Here is a 26,155-nt window from a genome sequence, read left to right as displayed (position 1 = left end):
AGAATGGGGTTGATGATTGTGCAAGCGATAGAACAAACACAAAGTTTGCAAAAAACAGATGAAAAGTACCTTTGGCATGCGATGAGAGGGGCAAATCCGAATCAAAGTAATTTAATTGCCAAGGAAGCAGAAGGTGCATGGGTAACCGATATTGATGGAAATCGTTATTTGGATGGAATGTCAGGTCTTTGGTGTGTGAATGTGGGCTATGGTCGGAAAGAGCTGGCTCAAGCAGCCTATGAACAACTGATGGAAATGCCTTATTTTCCTTTGTCACAAAGTCATGTTCCGGCGATTAAATTAGCAGAAAAATTAAATGAGTGGCTTGGTGATGATTACGTCATTTTCTTCTCCAATAGTGGTTCGGAAGCGAATGAAACAGCCTTTAAAATTGCTCGCCAGTATCATCAGCAAAAAGGGGACCATGGACGAATTAAGTTTATTTCACGCTATCGCGCTTACCATGGTAATTCAATGGGGGCTCTTGCAGCAACTGGTCAAGCGCAACGTAAATATAAATATGAACCACTAGGTCAAGGATTCCTACATGTAGCACCACCAGATACGTATCGCAATCCAGAAGATGTTCAAACATTAAAAAGTGCTGAAGAAATTGATCGTGTGATGACATGGGAATTAAGCCAAACCGTGGCTGGAGTTATTATGGAGCCTATTATTACAGGTGGAGGTATTTTAATGCCGCCCGATGGATATATGGCTAAAGTAAAAGAAATTTGTGAAAAGCATGGGGCACTTCTAATCTGTGATGAGGTCATTTGTGGATTTGGCCGAACAGGTAAGCCATTTGGCTTTATGAACTATGGAGTAAAGCCGGATATCATAACAATGGCGAAAGGTCTTACAAGTGCATATCTTCCTCTTTCAGCAACAGCTGTGAAAAGAGAAATTTATGAGGCATATGTAGGCAATGATGAATATGACCGTTTACGTCATGTCAATACATTTGGTGGAAGCCCTGCATCTTGTGCTGTAGCGTTAAAGAATTTGGAAATTCTAGAAAACGAAAACTTAATTGAACGTTCTAAAGAATTAGGTGAACGCCTATTACTTGAACTTGAAGAAATTAAAGAACATCCAAACGTAGGCGATGTTCGTGGAAAAGGTCTGCTATTAGGAATTGAGTTAGTAGAAGATAAGCAAACAAAAGAGCCAGCAAAGATTGAAAAAGTAAACAAGGTAATGGCTCTTTGTAAAGAAAAAGGTCTTATTATTGGTAAAAATGGAGATACGGTTGCTGGATATAATAACATTTTACAACTTTCACCTCCATTAAGCATTACAGAAGATGACTTTACTTTTATTGTGAAAACTTTAAAGGAAAGTATCTATCAACTGTAGTAATTATACATGAAAAATGGAATAGTTTCTTTAAATGAAAACGATGGGCGTGCCCATCGTTTTCATTTAACATCTCTATGAATTTTACCATTCTTTGTTCAGGGAAAGGAGGAGTATTATATGGCTAGTAATATTGTGATTACAGGTGCAGGAAGTGGACTCGGTGCTTCATTGGCCAAAAAATATTCTGATCTCGGCTACTACGTATGCTTATTGGGACGAACAAAAACAAAACTGGTTCGAATAGCCGAAACATTAAAGAACAGTCATTCAATATATGAAGTGGATGTTTCTTCTAAGAAGGATGTATCAAGGGTATTTCCATTAGTTAAGGAAGAAGTTGGTCCAATCAATCTATTAATTAATAATGCTGGAGTCGGTGTCTTCGATTTAACGGAAAACTTATCTGAAGAAAGTATTCATCATATGATTGATATTAACTTAAAGGGAACCATCTTTTGTACGCAAGAAGTATTAAGTGACATGAAAGAGGAAAACCAAGGTACGATCGTTAATATTGTATCTCTATCAGGTAAAAGAGGTAAAGCGTTGGAATCTGTTTATAGTGCAAGTAAATTCGGGGTAAGGGGATTTACTGAGAGTTTAATTGATGAGCTGAAAGATACTGACATTAAGTTATTTGCAGCTTACATGGGCAATATGAAAACTGAATTATGGGGGAATGATGATATAGCAGAGATGTTTATTCATCCGGATGATGTGGCAGATATCATCATAGATATGATGAAACAGCGGAAATATATAGCCGTTGATGAAGTGATGATTAGAAATAAGTATTAATAGAGGAATTCTAGTAACTAAGATAATCATTTTATTCAAGCAATGGAAGGTCACTAATGATCTCCCCTCCTTTTTGTCATGTCATGACGGGGATTAAGCCCTATGAAAATATAAACAAATTATTATCAAGAGAAAGTACACCATCATAATGTAAAAGTTGCAGCTACCAATATTTAACAAAGTGTCTAATGAGCTATTATCAGAAAATATATTATATTAAAATAAATAGTACAAGTAACCAGTCACCTATTAAGCAAATGAATAAGGGTAGGAACCATTATATTTTAAAAAAGTGGGGGGAATAAGAAGTATGTCTATAGCCTTATGAAATTTACAAGGCTGCTATTAATAATAATATTCTCCAAATATTCAGACCAGGAACACACTTGATTAGGGGGAATTCGATGAATGCTATTGTTAATTGGTTAAATAGTGTCGTATGGAGCTCAGCATTGGTTTATATAATTTTAGGAGTGGGATTATTTTATTCGATTGCTACACGTTTTTTTCAAATAAGGCTATTAAAGGACATGATCAAGTTAACGTTTGCTAGAGACAGCTCGGCAGAGGGAGTATCTTCTTTTCAGGCAATATCTATGTCCATTGGAAGTAGAGTAGGTATTGGTAATATTGCTGGCGTAGCAACAGCCATTACTTTTGGTGGACCAGGTGCGGTATTTTGGATGTGGGTTATGGCCATTCTTTCAGCTAGTACTTCATTTGTTGAAACAACACTTGCACAAGTCTACAAAAGTAAACAAGATGGTCAGTATCGAGGTGGGGGCCCGTATTACATTGGAAAGGGGTTAAAATGGGAATGGTTTGCGGTATTGTTCGCTATTATTACCATGATTTCAATGACGATACTTGTTCCTGGCATACAAGTAAATACCATTGCTATTTCAATGGAAAGCGCATTCGGTATTTCTCCTGCCATTACTGGAGGCTTATTGGTTCTTTTACTCAGTGTTGTAATTTTTGGAGGGGTCAAGAGAATTGCAAAAGCTGCTGAAATAATCGTACCGTTTATGGCGATTGGTTATATACTGGTTTGTGCCTACATATTATTCACCAATTTTACACAATTACCTGGTGTTATTTCACTTATTTTTACAAGTGCATTCAGCACTCATGCTACATTTGGTGGCTTAATTGGTTCGGCCATTGCTTGGGGAGTACAGCGAGGAGCCTTTTCCCATGCCGCTGGATTCGGTAGTGAAACGTTTGAATCTGGAGCTGCAGAAGTATCTCATCCTGCAAAACAAGGCTTGGTACAAGCATTCTCGGTATATATAGTTACGTTAGTCCTTTGTTCTGCAACCGCATTCATGATTTTAGTTACAGGTATGTATAATGTAGAATCTCCAAGTGGCGAAAGTCTTATAAATAATATAGGTGAAGTTGAAGCAGGGGCTGGTAACGCACAACTAGCAGTGGAATCAGTTTTACCTGGATTAGGCGCTCCCTTTGTCGCCATTTCTATTTTCTTCTTTGCGTTTACAAGTCTAATTACCTATTCTTATAAGGCTGAAACCAGTCTTGCTTATATTAATCGTAATCGAAAAGTAAAGGTAACATGGCCATTAACCGTTTTAAAAGTTGCATTATTAGTGGGTGTTTTCTATAACAGTACGAATTCGGCTGAATTTGCGTGGGTGTTAGGTGATTTAGGATTTGGAGCAATGACTTGGTTAAACTTCATTGCGATTTTATTTTTAACGAAACCTGCATTAAAAGTATTAAAAGATTATGAAATACAGAAAAAGGCCGGGATTGATCCTGTCTTTAATCCAACTAAATTAGGGATTAAGGGAGCTGACTTCTGGGAAGAAGAATACCGGCAAAATGAAATCAGGGAAAAAGAATACGCACAAATCCATTATCATACTTCAATAGAAGAAAAAGCTCAATAACTGAAGTATTTTTGTGAAGTTATTCGAACATAAGAGTGAATTCAAAAAGAGCAGGGCAAATGGAGCAACGTCGTTTATCTAAACACGTTGCTCCATTTTTATTTTATTAGAGGTGTGAAATGTGCTTGAGCTTAATGAATGTAAAATAATTTGTTATAAGTGTTTAACATTATGTCCAATGTTAATATTCAGAATTTAATTTAAATTTAAAATATATATAAGTACCCTATTTTCTACAAAACATAAATAAATCCTACATTGTTTTTAGAGCATACTAAAAGCTTTAGAATAGTTTTTCAAAAGACTACTTAATTATGCTTTGTAGAATCATTGGTTACGAATTATAAACCTTTTTATTATCCTGCGTGAAATTGTTTTTATTTACAGGGGAGTGAAAAGGCTTTCAAAGACGGAGGTTGAAAAGAATTATAAAAAAGGGAGGGCAGATAGATTATTCATAGTTCTCGTTAGTATTATACATTTTGTGTTACAGATTAATGCCGAAATAAAAATAACAATAATCAGGGGGAAATCGAATGAATGACCTTGTTAGTTGGCTAAATGGCTATGTCTGGAGTCCAGTACTAGTTTATATATTTTTAGGAATAGGTATATTGTATACGATACTTACTCGGTTTGTACAAGTAAGGTTTATTAAGGATATGATTAAGCTTTCGTTTGAAGGAAAGTCTTCTAAAGCGGGAATCAGTTCTTTCCAAGCATTAACCATGTCATTAGGCAGTAGAGTCGGAACAGGGAACATAGCTGGTGTTGCTACTGCGATTGCGCTGGGAGGTCCGGGGGCTGTTTTCTGGATGTGGGTATCAGCGTTCTTAGGGGCAGCTACTTCCTTTATCGAGATTACTCTTACACAAGTATATAAAAGTAAAATTGATGGTGAATACAGAGGTGGAACACCTTATTATATTGAAAAAGGGTTAAGGATCAAATGGTTTGCCATTTTTTCAGCCATCTTAACTTTGATTGTCATGAGTTGTTTATGGCCAAGCGTACAGACCAATACCATGGCATTAGCGATGGAAAATGCCTTTGGTGTTTCACCATTTGTCACTGGAAGCTTTATCGTTATTCTCCTAGGAGTTATTATTTTTGGTGGAGTTAAAAGGATTGCCAAGGCGGCTGAGATTATGGTTCCATTTATGGCCATTGGCTACCTTGCAGTTTGTATCATTACCCTTGTATTAAATGCATCTCAAATACCAACCGTGCTTTCCTTAATTTTTACTAGTGCTTTTGATTTAAATGCAACGTTCGGAGGATTAATCGGTTCTGCGATCGCATGGGGAGTTCAAAGAGGGGTTTATTCCAACGCTGCTGGTTTAGGTAGTGAAACCTTTGAATCTGGTGCAGCAGAAGTATCTCATCCGGCAAAACAAGGTTTAGTTCAATCCTTCTCGGTCTATATTGATACCTTGTTAATCTGCTCAGCAACAGCATTTATGATTTTGATTACAGGAATGTATGATGTAAAGCCTGATGGGATGGACCCAATTGTGAATAATCTTGGCGACGTTGAACCATCTCTTTATACACAGTTTGCAGTTGAATCAGTTATACCAAATTTTGGGGCAGCATTTCTAGCTATTGCTCTATTATTCTTCTGTTTTACAACTTTAGTTTCATACTATTATAAAGCAGAAACAAGCCTTGTTTTCCTATTCAAAAACTCTAAACTTAAATCAACTTGGTTATATAATTTATTAAAAGTATTTATGTTAGTTACGGCATTTTATGGTTCTGTAAAAACAGCAAGTACTGCCTGGGCATTGGGAGATTTAGGCATGGGTACTATGGCTTGGGTTAACCTGCCGGCTATTTTCTTCCTCACTAAAACGGCCTTAATCGTATTAAAGGATTATGAAATGCAGAAAAAAGCCGGGCTTGATCCAGTCTTTAATCCGACTAAATTAGGGATTAAGGGAGCCGACTTCTGGGAAACAGAATATCGGGAAATTGAACAAGAAATACCAAAAGAAAATAAGACTATATCAATGTAGAAGTATTCAGTGATTTATTGAAAATGAGATTCTAATGGGAAAATAGGTTAATTTTGAGCAGACGTTTCTTGAAGCGAATCTGTTCTTTTTTTTGAGCATTATACTTCAAAATTCTAGTAAGAGGACAGTGTGTATAAAAGACCAATTTAGTTCAAGCAGTGTTAAATAAATCAAGCGATATATTTTACACACTGTCCAATGAAGAACATTGAAACCTGATGTATCTTTATATCAGTGGTATTTAAAAAATTCTTAATTTTACAATTTGTATAAATCGATGAAGAGGTGAATGTAATGATTTTAGAAAAAGCAGACATTGAATCAGTATTAATTAGCAATAGTACTACTCAAAAAATGTACATAAATGGTGAGTGGGTATTAAGTGAATCCAATCAAACTAGAGAAATTATTAATCCAGCAAATGGAGAGGTAATTGGAACTGTTACCGAGGGATCAACAGAAGATGCTAAAAAGGCGATAGATGCTGCCCGAAAGGCATTTTATGTGAATGGCTGGATGAATAGTAAAGCCAGACACCGTGCTGAACTTCTGCTCCAGGTGTCCAATAAATTAGAAGAAAGAAAAGAAGAATTTGCTTATTTAGATACATTAAATAACGGAAAAACATTAAGAGAAGCTCTGGGTGACGTGGAAGATGCTGTTAACCAATTACGCTACTATGCAGGTTTAGCCACAAAACCACATGGTCAGACGTATGATGTTCCGGATGATATTCAAGCCATGGTTGTTCGTGAAGCGATCGGTGTGGTAGGTATTATTGTTCCATGGAACTACCCGTTAGTTATGGCCAACCAAAAAATTGCGGCTGCCCTTGCTGCAGGTTGTACAGTGATTGTAAAACCAGCAAATATCACACCACTTTCGGTTATTCGTTTATTTGAGATTCTTGATGAAGTAGGATTTCCACCAGGTGTAGTTAACTTAGTTTTGGGCTCTGGACGTAAAATTGGGGCAGAATTGGTTTCCAGTCCGGATGTCGATAAAATCTCGTTTACCGGCGGTACGGATACCGGAATTATGTTAATGAAATCGGCAGCGGATACCGTGAAAAAGATTAGCCTGGAATTAGGTGGGAAATCTCCTAATATCGTGTTTGCGGATGCAGATTTTGATGCAGCTGTTGATTATGCCTTATATGCTATTTTTGCCAATCAAGGCCAAGTTTGTTCAGCGGGTTCACGCTTAGTGCTAGAAGAAAGTTTATATGAAAAGTTCGTGCCTGAATTAGTCAAGCGTGCCAAGAAGATCAAAGTGGGGCCAGGTTGGGAAGAAGGCATTGAAATGGGGCCACTGGTTTCAGAAGATCATATGAATACCGTACTTGATTATATTGAGATAGGAAAAAATGAAGGCGCTACCTTACTTTGTGGCGGCAAGCGAATGGTTGAGGGTGACTTTGCAAAGGGTTATTATGTTGAACCTACGATCTTTGGAGATACAACTCCGAACATGAGAATTGTTCAGGAAGAGATTTTTGGTCCGGTTTTAGTGATCCAAACCTTTAAAACAGAAGAGGAAGCCATTGAATTAGCGAATGGTACTGCTTTTGGATTAGCTGGTGCTGTGTTCACAAATGACGGTGCGAAAGCACAACGTGTTATTCGCCAATTACGTGCAGGGATTACTTGGATCAATACGTATCATCCAACGTTTAATGAAGCGCCTTGGGGCGGGTACAAGCTAAGTGGGATCGGAAGAGACTTGGGGACATATGGTTTTGAAGAATATTTGGAAACGAAGCAAATCAACATAAGCCTTAAAGTAGAACCATCAGGATTTTTTGAGGGCAAATAGCAGTAGAGAAACCATATTTTCTTAGAGGGGATTACAAATGAAAAGTTTTGATGTTGTGGTCATTGGAGCTGGTGTAATCGGATCTAGTGTAGCCTATCATTTGGTAAAAAAAGGCCTTGAGGTTGCATTAATTGAAAAAGGCGGTGTTGCCTCAGGCACTTCGAGCAGATGTGATGCAGTAGCCTTAATTTGTGATAAGAAACCTGGTATTGATACGGAGATAGGCTATAGAAGTATCCAGCTTTTTAAACAATTGGCGAAGGAATTTTCAGTGGATTTTGAATTTGCCTCCAGAGGAAGTTTATATGTTTGTGAAACAGAAAAAGAGCTGGAAATTGCCAGGGATTATGTTTCCCAGCAAGCTAAAGATGGTTATGATATGCGCATGGTTGATAGAACTGAACTGCAGGAAATTGAACCCTATTTAGCCGATGATTTAGCCGGAGGTATTTGGACGGAAGTTGATTCTTCCATGAATCCATATAAATTATGTTATGCGTTTGTCGAAGAAGGAAAAAAGCTAGGTTTGGAAGTTTATGACTATCATGCGGTACAGAATATTTCATTGGATGCTAAAGGAAGAGTTGAAAGCGTCGTAACGGACCGAGGCACCTTTAAAACAAAAAGAATTGTGAATTGTGCTGGCGTATGGTCGCCTAAAATAGCTGAAATGGTCGGAATTCACATACCGATTAAACCAAGAAAAGGCATGGTATTAATCTCTGAGAAAACACCACATAAGGTGGCGAGTCAAAAGGTTCATGAATTCGGATATATGTTATCTAAATTCGAAGATATTAGTTTTAAAAGAAATGTAAGTGAAATAGTAGAAAAACATAATGTCGCTTTTACGATTGAGCCTACTGATGCCAATAACTACTTAGTAGGAGGGCATCGGGCCTTCAGAGGGTATGACATTAGATCAGAAGTGGAAGTTATGCGTGCCATTGCGGAGAGAGCGATTCGCTTCTTGCCAATCTTAAAAGAACTTAACTGCATAAGAGCCTATGCAGGAGTTAGGCCTTGGGTGGAAGACCACCTTCCGATTGTGTCAGAAGTGGAAGAAGTGCCTGGGTTCTATATTGCCAGTGGACATGAAGGAGATGGTATTAGCATGTCTCCAATCACTGGAAGAATGGTTGCACAGCTAATTACAGGGGAACCAACTGATTTTAACATTGATCGATTAAATTTTTCCAGATACAAGAAAAAACAAGTTGTGAATATCTAAAACTAATAAATGTAAATAAAAACAATGGGTTAATAATAGGAGGAATTAATGATGACTACTGCACCACAAGGAATTTTTGTACCATTAATCACACCATTCCACGATGATGAAACGATTGATTTTCCATCTTATAAGAAAGTAATTGACTTTCAAATTGAAAATGGAGTTCACGGACTTCTGGTTGGAGGCACTACAGGAGAATACCATGTAATGTCATTAGAGGAACGTAAAAATTTAATTAAGGCTGGTTGTGAGTATGCTGCAGGAAGAGTACCTGTAATGGCGGGTGTTGGCTGCTCTACTGCCAAGGAAACCATCGAACTTGCTAATTATGCTGCAGAATGTGGTGCTAAATGGGGACTGGCTCTGCCTCCTTATTATCATAAGACAAGTGAAGAAGGAATTCTTGAATTTTTCAAGGAAGTAGCTGCAAAATCAAATGTTGGAATCGTCATTTACAATTATCCGGGAGCAACCAGCGTATGCCTTTCTCCTGAAATGATTTATGAGTTGAGTCAGGAAGAAAACATTGTAAGTGTCAAGGAATCTGCCGATTTTGGTCACCTATGTCAGGTGGTAGCTTTGACGAAGGATGTTGAAAACTTTACTGTATTTACCGGTGAAGAACACTTTATCCTTCCTACTTTCTCCATTGGAGGACAGGGTGCTTTTGGAATCCTCGTTAATTTGCTTCCTAAGGAACTTGTAGAGCTTTACGAACTTGCAGTTGAGAAGAACGATTTACCTGCTGCACGTGATTTGAACCGCAAATTATCAGGCATTTATGGCTTAATGGAGGCGGAAGGTAACCCATATCCGGGGCCAGTAAAAGCTGGTATGGACCTGATCGGAATTAAAGGTGGAAAAGTAAGAAAGCCTTTAACACAACCTACTGACGAGATAAAAGCAAAGCTTCAAGAGGAATTGATTAAGTTAGGATATGAAGTTGCTTTAGTGTAGGGTCAAAGAAAAGAGATAACAAGGTTCAGAGAATACAAATGTATTCTCTGAACCTATAAGGAGAGGTCATCATTGGAAACGAAAACATTAATTAATGAACGGGAATATGGTTATATAGGGAAGGAAAAAGAGAGTAATATTATAACCATGAAAAAAGGTCAATATGTAGCAGGATATTCAGTTGGAATCCTTTATTTAGATGAATGCTGGTACCCTGTCTTACCCGGAAATGTTGCCAATCTGTCTACATATGACTTTCCTGTAAGACTTAAAGTAGTACCAAATTGCAATCAAGAAAGAATTCATGTAGGTGATCCTACATTACTAGATGATATTATCAAAGCTGCAAAAGAATTTGAAGCAGAAGGAGCACGTGCAATTTGCGCGGCATGCGGGTTCTTTGGTAATTTCCAAGATAAAGTTGCAGCAGCGGTTGATATTCCAGTTTATCTTTCAAGTGTCGTTCAAGTACCTTGGATTAAGACAGGCTTAAAACCTAGTCAAAAAATTGGCATGTTGACAGCAGATGCCCATGGAATTACACCAAACTTATTTAAAAGTTGTGGGATAAATGATCCAAACAGCGTTGTAGTAAGAGATTTAGGCAGATTGCCTGAATTCTCAGCTATCATTGAGAGCCGAGGATCTTTCGATAACGAAAAGGTGAGAAAAGAAGTAGTAGAGGCAGCTGTAAACATGGTCAATGAAAATCCCGATATTGGAGCAATTCTATTGGAATGCAGTGATTTACCGCCGTATGCAGCTGATATCCAAAGGGCTGTTAAACTTCCGGTATTTGATTTCATAACCATGATCAGATGGGCACATTTTGCTACAAGTCAAAAACCATACTATGGTTTTATTTAAAAAAACATAGATTAAATGAATCGTAGCATGTAAACATTTAAACACCGCAGTTTTTCAAATAATATTCTCTGATGTGCTACTGGGATACGTATGAGACATCAAACGTTCTCTTCTGCGTAAAAATAGTTGGCTGCACATCTATTTTACAAAGAATGAATGTTGATGTCTCTTTACTTTGTATAATCGCTGCCATATCAATTTATGAATAATAGGAATGCTAGTTCCTTTTACAATAATAGATAACCTGGATAAAATAATAAGTTTAATTTAATCAAGAAATAATGGAGGAGAAATTCCATGAGTGATAATCAAACCGTAATATGCAGATGTGAAGAAATCACGTTGGGTGAAATTAAAGACACGGTTGAGCGGTTTCAATGTTCCTCACGTGAGGTAAAGTTACGAACTCGTGCAGGGATGGGACCATGCGGGGGACGTACTTGTCGCACGATGATCGATCGATTGGTGCAGCAATTAGGGGGACCAGCGGTTTCTAATGAAGTGTCACTTAGCTATCGTCCTCCTGTTCGGCCAGTTACATTTGGTGTATTAGGAGGCGAGTCAAAATGAGTTCAATGAGAGTTCACCATCATCCAATTCTGGGGGATATTGAGAAACGAAGAGAAGTTACGATTTATTTTGACGGAAAACAATATGAAGCTTATGAAGGAGATACAATTGCTTCTGCCTTGCTTGCATCTGGTGTTCGTACCCTTCGCTGTCACGAGGACAAGGGAACTCCACGCGGGATATATTGTAATATTGGTCATTGCTTTGAATGTCGGGTAAGAGTGAATGGGAAAAATACCGTTCGTGCTTGTATAACTCCAGTAGAAAACAATATACAAATCGAATCAGGCATCTCTCTCTCTACAATGTCTTTAAAGGGTGGTAAGTTATGATTGATCTTTTGATTGTAGGTGCAGGTCCAGCCGGGTTGGGCGCAGCCATTTCGGCAGCCGAATATGGATTAAAAGTGTATGTGATAGATGAGTTCGTTAAATCTGGAGGGCGCTTATTGGGGCAGTTGCACGAGGAACCTGATGGCAAGTGGGTGAACGGTATTGCCGAAGCCCAAAAACTCTATGAACGTGCCATTGGGCTTGGGGTAAAAATTCAATGTGGAGTATCCGTTTATGATTTAATAAAATTGGACAATGGGTGGTGCGTATATACCACTGATAAAGCCATTGAATCTAAATGTTTATTGCTAGCAACAGGTGCTTCGGAAATTCCTATTCCGATTCCGGGTTGGACTCTTCCAGGTGTAATGTCGGTTGGAGCAGCCCAGGTGATGGGAAATGTTCATCGTGTGAAGCCGGGAGAGAAAGGGATCATTATCGGTGTTAATGTACTCTCAGTATCAATTGCAAGGGAATTGCAATTATGTGGCGTTCACATTGAGGGTATATTGCTTCCAAAGCAGAGTCTTTTATCTGGGGATGCCGCTGATCCTGAGAAAATGATGGAATCACTTTTACGATTATCACATTTGGCACCTTCGCCTTTAATCCGGTTTGGAGGTAAATGGGTTAGCCCAAAACTTGGTGCGCGTTTGTATCCGAAAAATGGGTTTAAAATGTGGGATATTCCGATTCAACTGCGCAAAACAGCTCTTGAAATACTTGGAGAAAATCAAGTGAAAGGTGTGCGCATTGCCGATATTACCGCAACCGGGGAAGTTGTGCCTGGAACGGAAAAAGTAGTATCAGCGGATTTTGTCTGTATTGCAGGTGGTCTTACACCAATGTCTGAGCTTGCGGCTGTTGCAGGGTGCACTTTCTGCTATGTTCCTGAACTGGGAGGACATGTTCCTATGCACAATGAATCTATGCAGACAAATGTCGATGGTTTATATGTAGCAGGCAATATTACAGGTGTTGAAAGTGCTAAGGTGGCCAAGGCTCAAGGAACAGTAGCTGGACTTGCGGTTGCACGTGAACTTAAAGCCCTTGTTGACCGTGCTGATGAAAAAATAGAGGAAGCTATTGCAGGAGTTAAGGAAACAAGACGTAAAGCACTCATCCAATTCCAGCCAGGTATTGAAGAAGCACGCAGGAAACTTCATAGAGAGTTTTATGAAAATAGTGATGGGAAGACAGAAATAGGAGTGTTGTAAAAAATGAGGATATTAGTAGTAGGAGCGAATGGTACTATTGGATCTGCTGTTGTAAATGAAATGAAAGGTGATACAGAAATTATTAAAGCAAGTCGAAGTAATTCCGAAATAAAAGTAGATATTACTTCAACTGATAGCATTATGCGAATGTTTGAGGAAGTTGGAGAAATCGATGCGCTAGTAAGTACAACAGGCTCTGCTCATTTCGGGCCGATTGAGGGGCTTACCCCAGAACTAAATAGGATTGCAGTAAATAGTAAACTTCTTGGCCAAATAAACTTGGTTCTTCTCGGACTGCCATACATTCGTGATAAAGGTAGTATCACGTTGACGACTGGAATTCTTATGGACGATCCAGTAGTTGGGGGTGCCTCTTCTGCAATGGCTAATGGTGGTATTCGTGCTTTTGTCAAATCAGCTGCGATTGAATTACCAAGGGGAATTCGTATTAATAGCGTAAGTCCAAACATGCTTGAAGAATCAAAAGAAAAGTATGGTTCCTTCTTTGTTGGATTTGAACCAGTTCCGGCTAAAAGAGTTGCACTTGCATATAGAAAAAGCATCTTGGGTTCTCAAACAGGACAAAGTTACACTATTTACTGAGAAAAGCAAAACCTTTTTCCAAAGCGGAAGGAGGTTTTTTTATAATCCGAACTGTCGTATCATATCCAGCTTGTATTTTACACTGTGTCTAATGAAGTGTAATAAATCAAATATTATACTTGAGTTACAATTCTAACCGTAATCAAAATTAATGATAGTTTGAAAGGTTGGAGAAAAATTTTTGATAAGCAACTATTTAACTTAGGAGGAAGATTAAAATGATTATTGGAGTACCAAAAGAGGTAAAAAATAATGAAAATCGTGTAGCTCTTACTCCAGCTGGATTACTATCGTTTGTAAATGCTGGGCATAAGGTATTAGTAGAGAAAGACGCTGGGGTTGGAAGTGGTTTTACAAACGAAGATTACGCCGATGCTGGTGCAGAAATTATTGAATATGCTGCAGATGTATGGTCTCAGGCTGAAATGATTATGAAGGTAAAAGAACCTCTTCCAAGCGAATATGGATACTTCCGCGAAGGGTTAGTTTTATTCACATACTTACACTTAGCTGCAGAGCCGGATTTAGCTCAAGCTCTTAAGGATAAGGGAGTAATCGCCATCGCTTATGAAACAGTTGAAGCAAACCGTACTCTTCCTCTCCTTACTCCAATGAGTGAGGTAGCAGGTCGTATGGCTGCGCAAATTGGTTCTCAATTCCTACAAAAATCAAATGGCGGTAAAGGTATCCTTCTTGCTGGTGTTCCTGGTGTTAGTCGAGGTAAAGTCACCATCATTGGTGGTGGTGTCGTAGGTACAAATGCAGCAAAAATGGCAATCGGATTAGGAGCGGATGTTACCATCATTGACTTAAGTGCGGATCGATTACGTCAATTGGATGATATCTTTGGCAATCAAATTAAAACATTAATGTCGAATCCATTCAACATTGCTGAAGCAGTAGCAGAAGCTGATCTTTTAATAGGAGCTGTATTAATTCCTGGTGCAAAAGCTCCTAAGCTGGTAACCGAAGAAATGGTAAAAGCCATGAAACCAGGTTCTGTAATCGTAGATGTGGCTATTGACCAAGGTGGTATTGTAGAGACAGTTGACCATATTACAACACATGACAAACCAACATATGAAAAACACGGTGTTGTTCATTACGCAGTAGCAAACATGCCTGGGGCGGTTCCAAGAACATCTACCATTGCATTAACAAATGTCACGGTTCCTTACGCATTACAGATTGCCAACAAGGGTGTATACCAAGCAATTATGGACAATGGATCTTTAAAACTTGGATTAAACGTAGCGAATGGTGAAATCACATACTCTGCTATCGCAAAAGATCTTGGCTATAATTATGTTTCTCCAGAAAAGGTTTTTGAAAAAGAACTAACGGTTGTTTAAGAAAGGTTATTTTGATATTTAAATTTTTTGATAAAAGCCTTTCATCAGTTTACTGAACTGGTGGGGGCTTTTTTCGTGTTGGTAAGGTGAATTAGCAGGAACAAAGGAAAGGAATTCGGCTTAACTCCATTTGATACTGTATAATATAAGACTAAAAAGTATGAATAGTAAGGATGATTACATGGTCCAGTATAATTTGAGGAAATTGTTTGAGGAGAGATTGAACAACCACAAGCTAATTGCAGCAATCAAAGAACCTAAGTCGATTGAAAAAGCTATTAAGTATAAAGAGAATATTAGTGCAGTCATTTTGATGACTGGCAATGTTTTGACGGTTAAGGAGTATGTGGATGTACTGCAAAAAGCAGGATTACCTGTTATTTTGCATGTGGAGAAGATTGGAGGTTTAGCGGTAGATGATTATGGTATTGAGTTTATTAAGAAAAATGTAAAGCCATTTGCTATTGTAACAACAAAATCAAGCATTATTAAAAAAGCAAAGTCAAAAGGGATATTTGTCATTCAGCGAGTTTTTCTCATTGATACAGAAGTATATAATAACCTAGTAGATAATATAGAGCATATTCAATCCGATATTATTGAAATAATGCCAAGTCGGGCACCTGATTTTTTACAGAGATTGATCAAGGTTTCTCCTATTCCCATTATAACGGGAGGCTTACTAACAAATAGTCATGATGCGAAAGAGGCGTTAGCACATGGAGTATCAGCAGTTACAACCTCAAATACAGATTTGTGGAAATCGGATATAATGGATATAAATTAAATGTTAATTTACAATATATTAATATTCAATTAATGCTCTATTAACATAATGAATTTATAGTAAGTATTGTAAAGTAAATAGTATTAATTAGGCGCAATTAGAGAGGCTGCAAATTCCTGGTGTATGAAACATACACAGTTTATTTGCAGTCTTTTTGTTGTTTATAAAGAGGGGGGCTTCGCAGGGTAAATAGAACTAACCTTGAATGAGATTGCGATAAAATAAAAAAATGATATAACGGGAGGAATATTTGTGAAGAAAAAGAGATTGTTACCATTAATTTTAACTGCAATGATTTCACTAACAGCATGTTCCGGCAATCAGGAAGCCAATACAACAGCAGCTGAGGGTGGAACGAAAGATGGAGAAAAAATTGAATTAACATACTGGTACGCGTGGGGCGACAAAATTGGTGAAAATAATGAAAACTTAGTTAAACAATTTAATGAGTCCCAAGATAAGATTCAGGTTACAGCAGAATTTCAAGGAACTTATGATGAATTGCATGCAAAAACCCAAGCTGCTGTAGCCGCTAAAAATCCACCAGAAGTAACAATGAATGAGATATCTTTTATTGAAACTTTTGCTAAGGCTGGTATGACTCAAGACTTAACATCATTTGTAGAAGCTGACCCAGAAATTAATATGGATGATTTCAATCCTGGATTAATGGGGAACTCCTATGTGGATGGTAAGTTGTATGGTTTGCCATATTTAAGAAGTACGCCAATTATGTATGTGAATAAAACAATCTTTGAAGAAGCTGGTATTGATCTGAAAAGCATTGTTACGTGGGAAGATTTTACAAATGCAGCCAAGCAATTAACTACGAAAGATCGTGTCGGAATTTCAATGCCTGTTGATATTTGGTTTTTTGAAGCGTTTCTTGCACAGGCTGGCGGACAAGTGATCAATAAAAAAGGAACTGAGTTCACATTTAATAAAGCAGCTGGTGTAGAAGCATTGTCTTTATGGAAAAACATGTTTGAAGAAGGTACTTTACGCATTCCTGGTGGAGAGCCAAAAGCTGCGGCAGACCAAGCTAGACAGGATTTTGTCAACGGTAAATCAGCCATGTACTTTTCATCTACTGCAGATCTATCATTTATGCTTCAGTTAGCGGAAGAAAACAGCTTTGAATTAGATACAGCCATGATGCCAAAACATAAAGAGCAAAAGGTACCAACTGGTGGTGCTAACTTAGTTATGAGTGCTGGATTAGATGAGGAAAAGCAGCAAGCTGCATGGGAATTTATTAAATTTATGACAGCACCAGAACAAGCTGCTTATGCAAGCGAATATACAGGATACTTGCCAAGCCGTATTTCGGCACAAGAAACGGAGACAATTCAAAATCTTTATAAGGAAAAACCTCAGTTCAAAGTAGCCGTCGATCAATTACAGTATGGTAATGCACGTCCAATGGTTTCGGGTTACCCGGAAGTAGTAAAAATCGTGATTGAGGAAATTCAGAAAATGATACTTGACCCATCTATTGAGCCAAAAGCTGCTCTGGATGCCGCTGCTGAACGCGCCAATGCTGTCATAAAGTAAAACCCGATTTATATTAGACGTCCATGAGACTTTGTGAGGAGTATAGCTCTTTCTCATGGACGTTTTTTAAAAATATTAAGGAGCTAAACATGGACTGGATAAATAACATTAGAGTAATGATTTTTGATATGGACGGAACTCTCTATCAAGAAGATACCTTTTTAGGAAGATATTTAACTTACATGTTGGAAGATCGATGTAGCGAAAAGGAAATCGAAAGCATGATTAAGACAGCATACAACATTTTAAATGGTGAGCATTTCGTTTCTCTTGGCCAATATTACGATTTTACCACTGACAGTATTTTTACCCATACAGATTTAGTACCAAATCGTGCTTTCAGTTGGGAAGGCAATCCATTACAACAAGAATATACAAAGGATTCCAACTTATTCTATATTGGAGATCCATGGTGCATAGCACTTATCCTTGGAGAGAAGTTAGGGGTCAGCGAGGAAGTGAGAACGAATGCTTTTAATCGTGTAAGGGCAGAAATGTTAAACGCTGAATTTGCCATTCCAAAAAGTGAGGTGCTAATCCAAGCGTTTAAGCATATCGATGTGGAAGCGAAAATTCTTATTACAAATTCCCCTTTTGAGTCAGGAGAAGTATTTTTAGAGTATTTAGAGGTACTGCCTCATTTCGATAAAGCCATTTATAATGGAAAAAAACCACAAGGCATAGAAAAAACAATGATTGACCTAATAGAAAAAGGATATAAACCAGAAGAAATTCTTTCTATTGGTGATAACCCATTTAATGATTTGTACCCTGCCCGCAATAAAGGAGCCAGGACGGTTTTTATTTCAGATTATCGAAATTTAGATCAAACCCCTTGGGATTATAAAGTTAAAAATATTGAAGAATTGTCTTCGTTTTTACACAATTTCAGAAAAAAAGCAGTTAGCAATAAATAGGGAGGTCTATCTATAATGGCAAGCATTTCTTTAAAAGGTATTTCCAAAGTATATGATAACGAAAAAAAAGTAGTAGACAATATGGATTTGCATATTCAAGATGGCTCCTTTACTGTTCTAGTCGGTCCATCTGGATGCGGAAAATCAACGACATTGAGAATGATTGCTGGATTTGAAAAGCCCTCGGAAGGTGAAATATGGATTGGCGATAAAATGGTGAATAACTTAGCACCTGGAAAGCGTGACATTTCGATGGTTTTCCAAAACTACGCATTGTACCCGACGATGACTGTTCGCGGAAATATTGAATTTGGGTTAGAGAATATTGGAATCCCAAAACGGAAACGGAAAGAAATGGTGGAAGAAATCGCTGAAGTTGTTGGTTTAATGGAATATTTGGAAATGAAGCCGCAAAATCTATCCGGAGGTCAGCGTCAGCGGGTAGCGTTAGCTCGTGCAATGGTGAAAAAGCCGGAAGTATTTATTTTAGATGAGCCTCTATCGAACTTAGATGCAAAGCTTCGAGGACAAATGAGAACAGAGTTGATTCAACTTCATAAACGTCTCGGTACGACATTTATTTATGTTACTCATGACCAAGTAGAAGCTATGTCTATGGCAGATGAAATTGTTATTTTAGATAAGGGAAAAATCATGCAGCAAGCTGCGCCGATGGTTTTATATAATAACCCCAAAAATACTTTTGTAGCTGAGTTTATCGGTACGCCTGCTATGAATGTGCTGCCAGTGGAAGGAGTAAGGGATGATTTAAATGTAAAAAACCATCCGGAAATTACTCACTTTGGTTTTAGACCAGAACATGGGAAAATAGTATATTCAGACGATCCCCAGGTATTTACCCTTCGATACCCTAGTAAAATTATTACTCGTGAAACGCTCGGATCCGAAACTATTTATTTGATTGAGAACAAATTAGGAAGACAAAATATTAAAAGTACAGAAACCCCTTTTTCAGAAAATGCGAATGTGGCCTTATGTATCCCGGTCGAAAAAATCTATTATTTTGATCGGACGGGAGATCGAATCGAAAAGGATAAAGGCGTATTTCCATATCCGTTACAAAATCATGAAAAGGGTGGGATCAAAATATGACTCGGGATTATATCCGTCCATATTTAATGATTGCACCTGCACTTATTGTGTTTATATTATTTTTTCTTTTTCCTATCGGCTACATGATTTTTTTGAGTTTTCATGAATGGAACTTTATCAGCCCTGAGAAAACATATGTCGGATTGGAAAACTTCAAACGTCTTGTTACAGATCCTCTTTTTTTAGAGGTCATCCAAAATTCGCTTGTATATACGTTTTTATCGGTATTTCTCACCGTTACGATTTCTCTGGCTTTATCTCTTTGGATAAACAAAAAAGGGAAGATATACGGCATTATTCAAGGGGCAGTCTTCAGTCCGCATATTATTTCTCTCGTGTCTGTATCCATGCTTTGGATGTGGATTATGGAAGCAGATTATGGCTTGTTAAACTGGATTGTTACAAAACTAGGGTTTGAAAAAGTGCCTTGGTTAACAGACCCAAAATTTGCTTTAATATCACTCGTTATTGTATCTGTATGGAAAAGCGTTGGGTATTACACCCTTATCTTTATAGCAGGCTTACAAAGCATTCCAAATAATTTGTATGAAGCAGCGGCTTTGGATAAAGCATCCAAATGGAGAGTCCTTACTAAAATAACGCTGCCTATGTTAACGCCTACGCTTTTCTTTCTAACAATCATTGGGTTAATAAACTCAATTCAAGTATTTGAAACAATCAGTATAATGACAGGTGGAGGACCGGTCAACTCAACCAAAACATTAGTCTATTACATTTATGAAAATGGCTTTACTTTCTTTAAATTAGGTAATGCATCTGCAGCTGGAGTAATTCTATTAATTATATTATCAATCTTGACCCTGATTTATTTTAAAGTGCTAAGCAAAAAAGTGCATTATCAATAAAAAATAAGGAGGATGAACATGCCTAAGGTACAAAAAATTGTTAATGGCATAGGCTTAGCATTAGTAGTTTCTATTTTTGCTTTGCCTTTTGTATGGATGATTTCCACCAGTTTCAAAACACTTGCGGAAACTCTAGTTTTTCCACCTCAGTGGTACCCAAAAAACCTGATGTGGCAAAACTTTGTTGAGGCTTGGAACTCTGGTCCATTTTTAAAGTACTTTACAAATAGTGTGATCGTGGCTGTTGGAATCTTAATTTTTCAATTAGCAACGGTTATCCCTGCCGCTTACGCTTTTGCCCGCTATAACTTTCCGTTGAAAAACTTCTTTTTTGCGATAACGATGGTGACATTAATGATTCCAGCTCAGCTAATCTTTTTACCGGTATTTTTAAATTTAAGCAGCTGGGGTTTACTTGATACGCTTTGGGGATTGATTTTGCCATTCGCAACTAGTGCCTTCGGAATTTTTATGTTGAGACAGACATTTATGCAAATCCCTGAAGAAATAATTGAAGCAGCCAGATTAGATAACGCCTCTGAGTTGAAAATAATGAGAAGAATTATGGTGCCTATGGCCAAACCAACGTTAGTGACTTTTGGCTTATTCAGTTTTATTACACATTGGAATGATTATTTCTGGCCCCTGGTTATGACTACCAGTGAAAAATCAAGAACACTACCGATTGGGATCGCTCAACTGCGTCAAGTTGAAGGTGGAGCGACGTGGAATATTTTAATGGCTGGAAATATGATTCTTGTTATTCCAATTTTAATTATTTTCTTTATTGCCCAACGCCAAATTATTCGTGCTTTTGTCTATACAGGAGTTAAATAGGAGGATGAATTATGAATTTAATTGCTCATAGAGGATGGTCTGGAATGGCTCCGGAAAATACGATAGCAGCAATCAAAAAAGCTATTGAAAATGATGATGTTATGGGTATCGAAATTGATGTTCACTTAACTAAGGATGATGTGCCCGTTGTTATACATGATGACAAAATTGACCGGACAACAAATGGCCGCGGGTATATTAGAGATTTTACTTTAGAAGAGATTAGGCAGTTTGACGCCGGGAGTTGGTTTGGGAATGATTTTATAGGAGAAAAAGTACCGACTTTGAGTGAGGTTCTTGAACTGTGTAAAGGAAAAAAGAAAATATTGATTGAGTTAAAGCAAAAAGGAAATCATTATGAACTGTTAGAAGAGAAAGTAGCAGAACTTATCAAGGAAAAGAATATGTATCAAGAAGCGATCGCCATATCTTTTGATCACCGATCTTTAAGAAAAATCAAAGACCTTGATAAAAATATTCAAACTTGTTCTGTTCTACATGGATTGTTGATTAATTTAATCGATGAAATTAAAGCTACAGGAGCTTCTTTTGTGTCAATGAATTACCATTATCTAAATTTTGATATCATTCAAGAATTACTGGACGCTTCCATTGGGATTGTCACATGGACGGTAGATGAAATGGAAGTAGCTAAGCCTTTGTTTGAAATTTATGATGAGATATACTTTACAACCAATCATCCTGAAAAAATTAAAATCTAAAGGAGTGCATAGGAATGAAAATAGCGGTTATCGGAGATTTACATTATCCAAGTTCACTAGACTTAGATGAAGTAACCTTAAAAAATCGAGATGATTTTTTTTCAATGTTTATGGACAACTTTCTAAGTCAAGAAGCAGAGTATCATATTTCCGTTGGCGATTTAACAAACTTTGGCAGAAAAGAAGAATTGGATGGAATTTATGGCTACATTCAGCAATATCAAAGGTCATTTATCCATACATTAGGTAATCACGATTTATATAGCCAAACTCGGGAAGAGGTACTAAAACAAGTTGGGATGAATGGAAATCATTCTATTGAAACAGAGGAAGCTTATTTATTATTCCTAGAAACCGCTCGTGAAATGGATTTTGATCGATGGGACGGGTGGATAAGTGAAGAACAGCAAAACTGGCTGGCAGAAGAAGTTGAAAAATCAGGTGATAAATTAATGATTATTTTTGCACATCACCCGGTTTATGATACAACTGCAAGGTCTAATATTCCGATGTTATCTATTGAGCCAAGCATTGATGTATGGTCAATTTTAAGGAAGAAAAAAGGGAAAGGGATTTATGTCAACGGTCATAATCATATTGATTCGATTGTTAGTAATGAGAACTGGACATTTATTCAAATTGCTTCCGTGATGGACAATCAAAGTGTAAGAATTTTAGACGTCCAAGATGACCATTGTCATGTAACTGCCATTCATGTAGGAACGGAACAGTCAAGACAGCAAGCTGATATCATTGGAAAAGCTATTGATCACTTTCAACTTTTCCCGGAAGGTGCAGGGACTACTCTTGATCGTAACGTATCCATTCCACTAAAGTTAGTACAAACAGTTCGATAATTTAAAATAGCTACTTGGGGGCACTTTGGGGACAAATTGTCCTCTTTTTGTCCTCCGATGTTTTATAAAATCTATTAATAGATTAGAGGTATTATTTGAAGGTAGGTGACTTAATCAAAAAAATACCCACCAAGCCATTACAGCCTGATGGGTATTTTTCCTAGTTTTTACTTTCCGCCATTATAATAAGGTTCGAGTCTTTCCAATACAATTTCAGCTGTAATTGGCAGGTGATCGGAAGCTAATGTATTAATTACATCCGTTTCTACCGTTTTAATATCGGTTGAGGTAAAAATATAATCAATACGTTTAGTAGGCTTCGTAGCCGAATAGGTATAAGCTTCAGGCTGATCCGCAAATACGTCAAGATAATGTGCATACATCGGCTGCATTTCAATGCTTTCTGGGACAGCGTTTAAATCTCCCATAATTACTTTTGGTCCTTTGGATTCTGCTGCAATTGCAATGATTTCCTTCATTTGTATTTCACGCTCGGCTGTTGTTAAAGCTAAATGTGTATTATAAAAATGTAGGTGATTTCCTTTTACATTAATGGTAGCTTCAAGGAGACCCCGCTGTTCTGTATTTCCGATTCTCGTAAGAGAGTGGTTTTCAGAGTTCAAAATCGGATACTTACTCAAGATCGCTGTTCCATACTGACGGCGCGGTTCCCCTTCGTTTACTGGATCTCTGTCCAAGTTGGCAGCATAGACATAAAACATTCCAAGCCGCTCAGCCAACCATTTTGCTTGGTCTTTAAAAGCACTGCGTTCTGACCAGTGGTTGTCCACTTCCTGAAGTCCAATAATCTCTGCTCCTTCATCCTCGATAATCTTAGCAATTCGTTCCAAATCCAATACTTTATCAACGCCTTCAGCGTGATGAATGTTATATGACATCACCTTCACATTGACCGATACACCACGTTCAAAATCCGTTCCATTTGCTGTTGCTTTTGACTGTGTCCCAATTAGAGAACCCATAAAAAATGCAATAGACATCAGGCACATTACAAATTTAGTGAATTTCATTACTTATTTCCTCCCCTAGTAGATTCTATTAAATAGTACGGAAGAAATGTGAAGAAATAATTTCTTGAGTGTAAACGCCATATTAAGAAATGTTAAGAATTGGTGAAGTATTCAGTTAATGTTTTTCGTACGGAGTTCATGTATTTAAATAACCTTAGGCTTAAAAGAACCCTGGAACTAATAATCAGGTGTAGTTAGGATTTTTTTAAATTGATTTCTAGTAAAAATAAGACCTATTTACAATTCCTTATCATTCATTTACTGAATTTTTACAGGAATCCTACTTTTCCTTAAAACTTTCAATTTAATCTATTACTAGATTCATATTTAATAGTTGAGGAGAGATAGTCTTGAATAATGAAACTTCTAAAAATGGCTTGAACAGGAGAGACTTTTTAAAAGCGGGAGGAATGGGGACACTTGCCCTCACACTTGGCTCAACAGGGGTATTAGCACTTGGTTCAAAAGCGTTTGCAGATACGACGAATAATCCAACCGGCGGTTTTGGCGGTTACGGTCCTTTGGTGCCGGATCCGAATGGAATTCTCGACCTTCCAGAAGGGTTTCATTACAAAATTATCTCTAAAGAAGGCGGTCTAATGTCAAACGGAGCAATAATCCCGGGCGCCTTTGATGGGATGGCAGCTTTTGAAGGTCCAAACAATACGACCATCCTTGTTCGTAATCATGAATTAGGGACAGGTCCAGCATTTGGAAGCAATCCGTATAATGCAAATGCTCAAGGCGGTACAACGGCTCTAGTTGTTGGAGCTAATCGCGAAGTTATTAAAGAATATGTAACGTCTTCAGGAACAATGCGAAATTGTGCTGGTGGTGCAACACCTTGGGGCACTTGGCTGACTTGTGAAGAAAACCGTTCTACGGGACACGGATATGTATTCGAAGTAGATCCACAGCAGCCGGAAAACGATATGTCCAAAACTCCAATCAAGGAGATGGGCCGTTTTGCACACGAAGCCTGTGCAATTGACCCATCTACAGGATATGTATACTTAACTGAAGATGCGAGCCCAAGCTACCTTTACCGTTTTATCCCAAATAACACGAGCCAAAAGCCTGGCGCGTTACAAGAAGGCGGTACGCTGTATGCAGCTGCGATTGAAGCGGTAACTGATCCAGTTGCAAGCACTTTTAAAACAGGACAAACATTTAAAATTGTTTGGAAGCAAGTAGATCCTCATTTGTGCCGTGAGGAAGCTGCTGTACAGAATTGCATTAAGTTCTCTAGACTTGAGGGAGCGTTCTTCCAAGAGGGTGTTTTCTGGTTCGATGATACCTCTGCCGGCGACAAAAAACTCGGCCGCGTTTACCGTTATATTCCTCACACTAATACATTGGAGCTTTTCTATGAGGGAAATGATGCACGAGAAATGGAATATCCAGATAATATTTGTATGACTCCATGGGGCGACCTTTGGTATGCAGAAGATGGTTCAGGTGACGATAGACTTATGGGAATTACTCCAGAAGGCAAAATCTATCCATTTGCCCACAACCGTCAAAGTGGGTCTGAATTAGCAGGCCCAACGTTCTCGCCTGATGGAAACACGCTTTTTGTTAATATTCAAAGTCCAGGCCAAACTTTTGCGATCTGGGGACCGTTCCAACGTAGAAACTCTGCTCGCTCAAGAGAAATGTCCTACGCTGCTCCTGCCAATCTTGCACCGCAAGTTTCGGAAAAAGTGGCTAAGGCTGCCGAGGCGCAAGGTATGTCCGTTCTAGAAGCAGCTGCATTTGAACGTCATGGGATAGAGTTATAATTTAATTTAGTAATAAACAATTTAAAAACACCAAAAGAACAGAGATTAAGTATCATAAAAAGGTAAAACTCGCCATAGAATTGGCGAGTTTCTTTATTAGGAAAATAAGATTTCTTGTCCTTAATCTAGTAACAAGTAAAAGTTAAAATAAGCGGAGATTTTCCGGTTAAATGCAGAATGGAGCTCGTTTCGGGGTAAATAAGGGGAGTTTTTCCGACTATGCAAAGCAAAATCTCCCATTTTCGAATTTTTCGAACTAATAGGCGGAATTTCTCCGTCTATTTAAGCCTTGTTTAATAATAAATACTAATTAAGCGGAAATTTTCCGTCTATCTATCAGCTCGGGTGCTTAATCTAACTTATTCCCCAACCGGTAAGTGTGGACCCTCTTAATCATAAATGCGGGAATTAATCGACCAGCTTATAAAGATCAATAAAATTGCATTTAAAACGGCACTACAAATGACAGAAGTTTTGACTCTCTTTTTTAATGTACAATATTATTGTCCATCGTAATAATGATGTTAATTGTATGTCAAAGTTAATTAAATTTCGTGGCAACCTTGATAAATAAAGAAAAAGACGTATGCCAATTCATACGTCAATTCTTGTGTCTTTAATAAGGAAGCACCCGAATACGGAACCCTTTAAA

General features: G+C 37.8%; 23 protein-coding genes. 22 read left to right on the top strand and 1 reads right to left on the bottom strand.

From position 1 onward, the window contains the following. Window positions 1-18: 18 nt before the first annotated feature. The 21 genes from QFZ28_RS00390 (at window position 19) to QFZ28_RS00290 (ending at window position 22,691) form a co-directional block, all read left to right on the top strand. Entirely contained in the window at window positions 19-1,359 is a 1,341-nt protein-coding gene (locus tag QFZ28_RS00390; protein ID WP_307192886.1) for an aspartate aminotransferase family protein, read from the top strand. Window positions 1,360-1,479: 120 nt separating this feature from the next. Next, window positions 1,480-2,160, top strand: coding sequence for an SDR family oxidoreductase (locus QFZ28_RS00385; protein ID WP_307192885.1), 681 nt, complete (start codon window positions 1,480-1,482; stop codon window positions 2,158-2,160). A gap of 404 nt (window positions 2,161-2,564) precedes the next feature. Beyond that, window positions 2,565-4,073, top strand: a complete 1,509-nt coding sequence (locus tag QFZ28_RS00380) for an alanine/glycine:cation symporter family protein (RefSeq protein WP_307192884.1) — start codon at window positions 2,565-2,567, stop codon at window positions 4,071-4,073. 536 nt (window positions 4,074-4,609) lie between these two features. Beyond that, window positions 4,610-6,091, top strand: a complete 1,482-nt coding sequence (locus QFZ28_RS00375) for an alanine/glycine:cation symporter family protein (protein WP_307192883.1) — start codon at window positions 4,610-4,612, stop codon at window positions 6,089-6,091. Window positions 6,092-6,385: 294 nt separating this feature from the next. After that, a complete protein-coding gene (locus tag QFZ28_RS00370; RefSeq protein ID WP_307192882.1) occupies window positions 6,386-7,906 on the top strand; it encodes an aldehyde dehydrogenase family protein in 1,521 nt (506 codons plus the stop codon). A gap of 37 nt (window positions 7,907-7,943) precedes the next feature. Further along, entirely contained in the window at window positions 7,944-9,137 is a 1,194-nt protein-coding gene (locus QFZ28_RS00365) for an NAD(P)/FAD-dependent oxidoreductase (RefSeq protein WP_307192881.1), read from the top strand. 51 nt (window positions 9,138-9,188) lie between these two features. Then, entirely contained in the window at window positions 9,189-10,097 is a 909-nt protein-coding gene (dapA, locus tag QFZ28_RS00360) for a 4-hydroxy-tetrahydrodipicolinate synthase (protein ID WP_307192880.1), read from the top strand. Window positions 10,098-10,169: 72 nt separating this feature from the next. Then, complete coding sequence (locus QFZ28_RS00355; protein WP_307192879.1) at window positions 10,170-10,964, top strand: aspartate/glutamate racemase family protein; 795 nt, start codon at window positions 10,170-10,172, stop codon at window positions 10,962-10,964. 297 nt (window positions 10,965-11,261) lie between these two features. Further along, window positions 11,262-11,534 (top strand): (2Fe-2S)-binding protein, encoded by a 273-nt coding sequence (locus QFZ28_RS00350; protein WP_307192878.1) that lies wholly within the window; start codon window positions 11,262-11,264, stop codon window positions 11,532-11,534. Beyond that, on the top strand, window positions 11,531-11,866 hold the full coding sequence (locus QFZ28_RS00345) for a (2Fe-2S)-binding protein (RefSeq protein WP_307192877.1): 336 nt from the start codon (window positions 11,531-11,533) through the stop codon (window positions 11,864-11,866). Before QFZ28_RS00350 ends, QFZ28_RS00345 begins: the two co-directional genes overlap by 4 nt. Then, window positions 11,863-13,083, top strand: coding sequence for an NAD(P)/FAD-dependent oxidoreductase (locus QFZ28_RS00340; protein WP_307192876.1), 1,221 nt, complete (start codon window positions 11,863-11,865; stop codon window positions 13,081-13,083). Before QFZ28_RS00345 ends, QFZ28_RS00340 begins: the two co-directional genes overlap by 4 nt. Before the next feature lie 3 nt (window positions 13,084-13,086). Beyond that, complete coding sequence (locus QFZ28_RS00335; RefSeq protein ID WP_307192875.1) at window positions 13,087-13,686, top strand: short chain dehydrogenase; 600 nt, start codon at window positions 13,087-13,089, stop codon at window positions 13,684-13,686. 218 nt (window positions 13,687-13,904) lie between these two features. Beyond that, window positions 13,905-15,038, top strand: coding sequence for an alanine dehydrogenase (ald, locus tag QFZ28_RS00330; protein WP_307192874.1), 1,134 nt, complete (start codon window positions 13,905-13,907; stop codon window positions 15,036-15,038). Window positions 15,039-15,219: 181 nt separating this feature from the next. Next, entirely contained in the window at window positions 15,220-15,825 is a 606-nt protein-coding gene (locus tag QFZ28_RS00325) for a glycerol-3-phosphate responsive antiterminator (RefSeq protein ID WP_307192873.1), read from the top strand. A 252-nt stretch (window positions 15,826-16,077) separates the two neighbouring features. Further along, window positions 16,078-17,379, top strand: a complete 1,302-nt coding sequence (locus QFZ28_RS00320; protein WP_307192872.1) for an ABC transporter substrate-binding protein — start codon at window positions 16,078-16,080, stop codon at window positions 17,377-17,379. 89 nt (window positions 17,380-17,468) lie between these two features. Continuing rightward, a complete protein-coding gene (locus tag QFZ28_RS00315; protein WP_307192871.1) occupies window positions 17,469-18,296 on the top strand; it encodes an HAD family hydrolase in 828 nt (275 codons plus the stop codon). Window positions 18,297-18,311: 15 nt separating this feature from the next. After that, the gene (locus tag QFZ28_RS00310; RefSeq protein WP_307192870.1) at window positions 18,312-19,409 is read left to right on the top strand and encodes an ABC transporter ATP-binding protein; all 1,098 of its coding nucleotides are present in this window, start codon (window positions 18,312-18,314) and stop codon (window positions 19,407-19,409) included. Continuing rightward, entirely contained in the window at window positions 19,406-20,275 is an 870-nt protein-coding gene (locus QFZ28_RS00305; RefSeq protein ID WP_307192869.1) for a carbohydrate ABC transporter permease, read from the top strand. The genes QFZ28_RS00310 and QFZ28_RS00305 overlap by 4 nt, the downstream gene beginning before the upstream one ends. 18 nt (window positions 20,276-20,293) lie before the next feature. Next, window positions 20,294-21,112: a carbohydrate ABC transporter permease gene (locus tag QFZ28_RS00300; RefSeq protein WP_307192868.1), complete on the top strand. Its 819-nt coding sequence runs from the start codon at window positions 20,294-20,296 to the stop codon at window positions 21,110-21,112. Window positions 21,113-21,123: 11 nt separating this feature from the next. Then, window positions 21,124-21,834, top strand: a complete 711-nt coding sequence (locus QFZ28_RS00295) for a glycerophosphodiester phosphodiesterase (protein ID WP_307192867.1) — start codon at window positions 21,124-21,126, stop codon at window positions 21,832-21,834. Window positions 21,835-21,848: 14 nt separating this feature from the next. After that, window positions 21,849-22,691 (top strand): metallophosphoesterase family protein, encoded by an 843-nt coding sequence (locus tag QFZ28_RS00290; protein WP_307192866.1) that lies wholly within the window; start codon window positions 21,849-21,851, stop codon window positions 22,689-22,691. Window positions 22,692-22,858: 167 nt separating this feature from the next. Here QFZ28_RS00290 and QFZ28_RS00285 read toward each other — a convergent pair whose 3' ends face one another. Next, window positions 22,859-23,722, bottom strand: coding sequence for an endonuclease/exonuclease/phosphatase family protein (locus QFZ28_RS00285; RefSeq protein ID WP_307192865.1), 864 nt, complete (start codon window positions 23,720-23,722; stop codon window positions 22,859-22,861). Window positions 23,723-24,072: 350 nt separating this feature from the next. Between QFZ28_RS00285 and QFZ28_RS00280 the strand changes: the two genes are divergently transcribed. After that, the gene (locus tag QFZ28_RS00280) at window positions 24,073-25,503 is read left to right on the top strand and encodes an alkaline phosphatase PhoX (RefSeq protein WP_307192864.1); all 1,431 of its coding nucleotides are present in this window, start codon (window positions 24,073-24,075) and stop codon (window positions 25,501-25,503) included. The last annotated feature ends 652 nt before the right edge of the window (window positions 25,504-26,155 follow it).

Origin of the sequence: Neobacillus niacini (assembly GCF_030817695.1) — a bacterium.
Classification (GTDB): Bacteria; Bacillota; Bacilli; order Bacillales; family Cytobacillaceae; genus Neobacillus; species Neobacillus niacini_F.
Note: the sequence above shows the minus strand (reverse complement) of the source record. Positions and strands in the feature narration are given on the sequence as shown.

Excerpts from the sequence above, each read along its gene's own strand:
- QFZ28_RS00385 (WP_307192885.1), top strand. The coding sequence starts at position 1,480 with ATGGCTAGTAATATTGTGATTACAGGTGCAGGAAGTGGACTCGGTGCT.
- QFZ28_RS00380 (WP_307192884.1), top strand. The coding sequence starts at position 2,565 with ATGAATGCTATTGTTAATTGGTTAAATAGTGTCGTATGGAGCTCAGCA.
- QFZ28_RS00375 (WP_307192883.1), top strand. The coding sequence starts at position 4,610 with ATGAATGACCTTGTTAGTTGGCTAAATGGCTATGTCTGGAGTCCAGTA.
- QFZ28_RS00370 (WP_307192882.1), top strand. The coding sequence starts at position 6,386 with ATGATTTTAGAAAAAGCAGACATTGAATCAGTATTAATTAGCAATAGT.
- QFZ28_RS00365 (WP_307192881.1), top strand. The coding sequence starts at position 7,944 with ATGAAAAGTTTTGATGTTGTGGTCATTGGAGCTGGTGTAATCGGATCT.
- dapA (WP_307192880.1), top strand. The coding sequence starts at position 9,189 with ATGACTACTGCACCACAAGGAATTTTTGTACCATTAATCACACCATTC.
- QFZ28_RS00350 (WP_307192878.1), top strand. The coding sequence starts at position 11,262 with ATGAGTGATAATCAAACCGTAATATGCAGATGTGAAGAAATCACGTTG.
- QFZ28_RS00345 (WP_307192877.1), top strand. The coding sequence starts at position 11,531 with ATGAGTTCAATGAGAGTTCACCATCATCCAATTCTGGGGGATATTGAG.
- QFZ28_RS00340 (WP_307192876.1), top strand. The coding sequence starts at position 11,863 with ATGATTGATCTTTTGATTGTAGGTGCAGGTCCAGCCGGGTTGGGCGCA.
- QFZ28_RS00335 (WP_307192875.1), top strand. The coding sequence starts at position 13,087 with ATGAGGATATTAGTAGTAGGAGCGAATGGTACTATTGGATCTGCTGTT.
- ald (WP_307192874.1), top strand. The coding sequence starts at position 13,905 with ATGATTATTGGAGTACCAAAAGAGGTAAAAAATAATGAAAATCGTGTA.
- QFZ28_RS00325 (WP_307192873.1), top strand. The coding sequence starts at position 15,220 with ATGGTCCAGTATAATTTGAGGAAATTGTTTGAGGAGAGATTGAACAAC.
- QFZ28_RS00315 (WP_307192871.1), top strand. The coding sequence starts at position 17,469 with ATGGACTGGATAAATAACATTAGAGTAATGATTTTTGATATGGACGGA.
- QFZ28_RS00310 (WP_307192870.1), top strand. The coding sequence starts at position 18,312 with ATGGCAAGCATTTCTTTAAAAGGTATTTCCAAAGTATATGATAACGAA.
- QFZ28_RS00305 (WP_307192869.1), top strand. The coding sequence starts at position 19,406 with ATGACTCGGGATTATATCCGTCCATATTTAATGATTGCACCTGCACTT.
- QFZ28_RS00300 (WP_307192868.1), top strand. The coding sequence starts at position 20,294 with ATGCCTAAGGTACAAAAAATTGTTAATGGCATAGGCTTAGCATTAGTA.
- QFZ28_RS00295 (WP_307192867.1), top strand. The coding sequence starts at position 21,124 with ATGAATTTAATTGCTCATAGAGGATGGTCTGGAATGGCTCCGGAAAAT.
- QFZ28_RS00290 (WP_307192866.1), top strand. The coding sequence starts at position 21,849 with ATGAAAATAGCGGTTATCGGAGATTTACATTATCCAAGTTCACTAGAC.
- QFZ28_RS00285 (WP_307192865.1), bottom strand. The coding sequence starts at position 23,722 with ATGAAATTCACTAAATTTGTAATGTGCCTGATGTCTATTGCATTTTTT.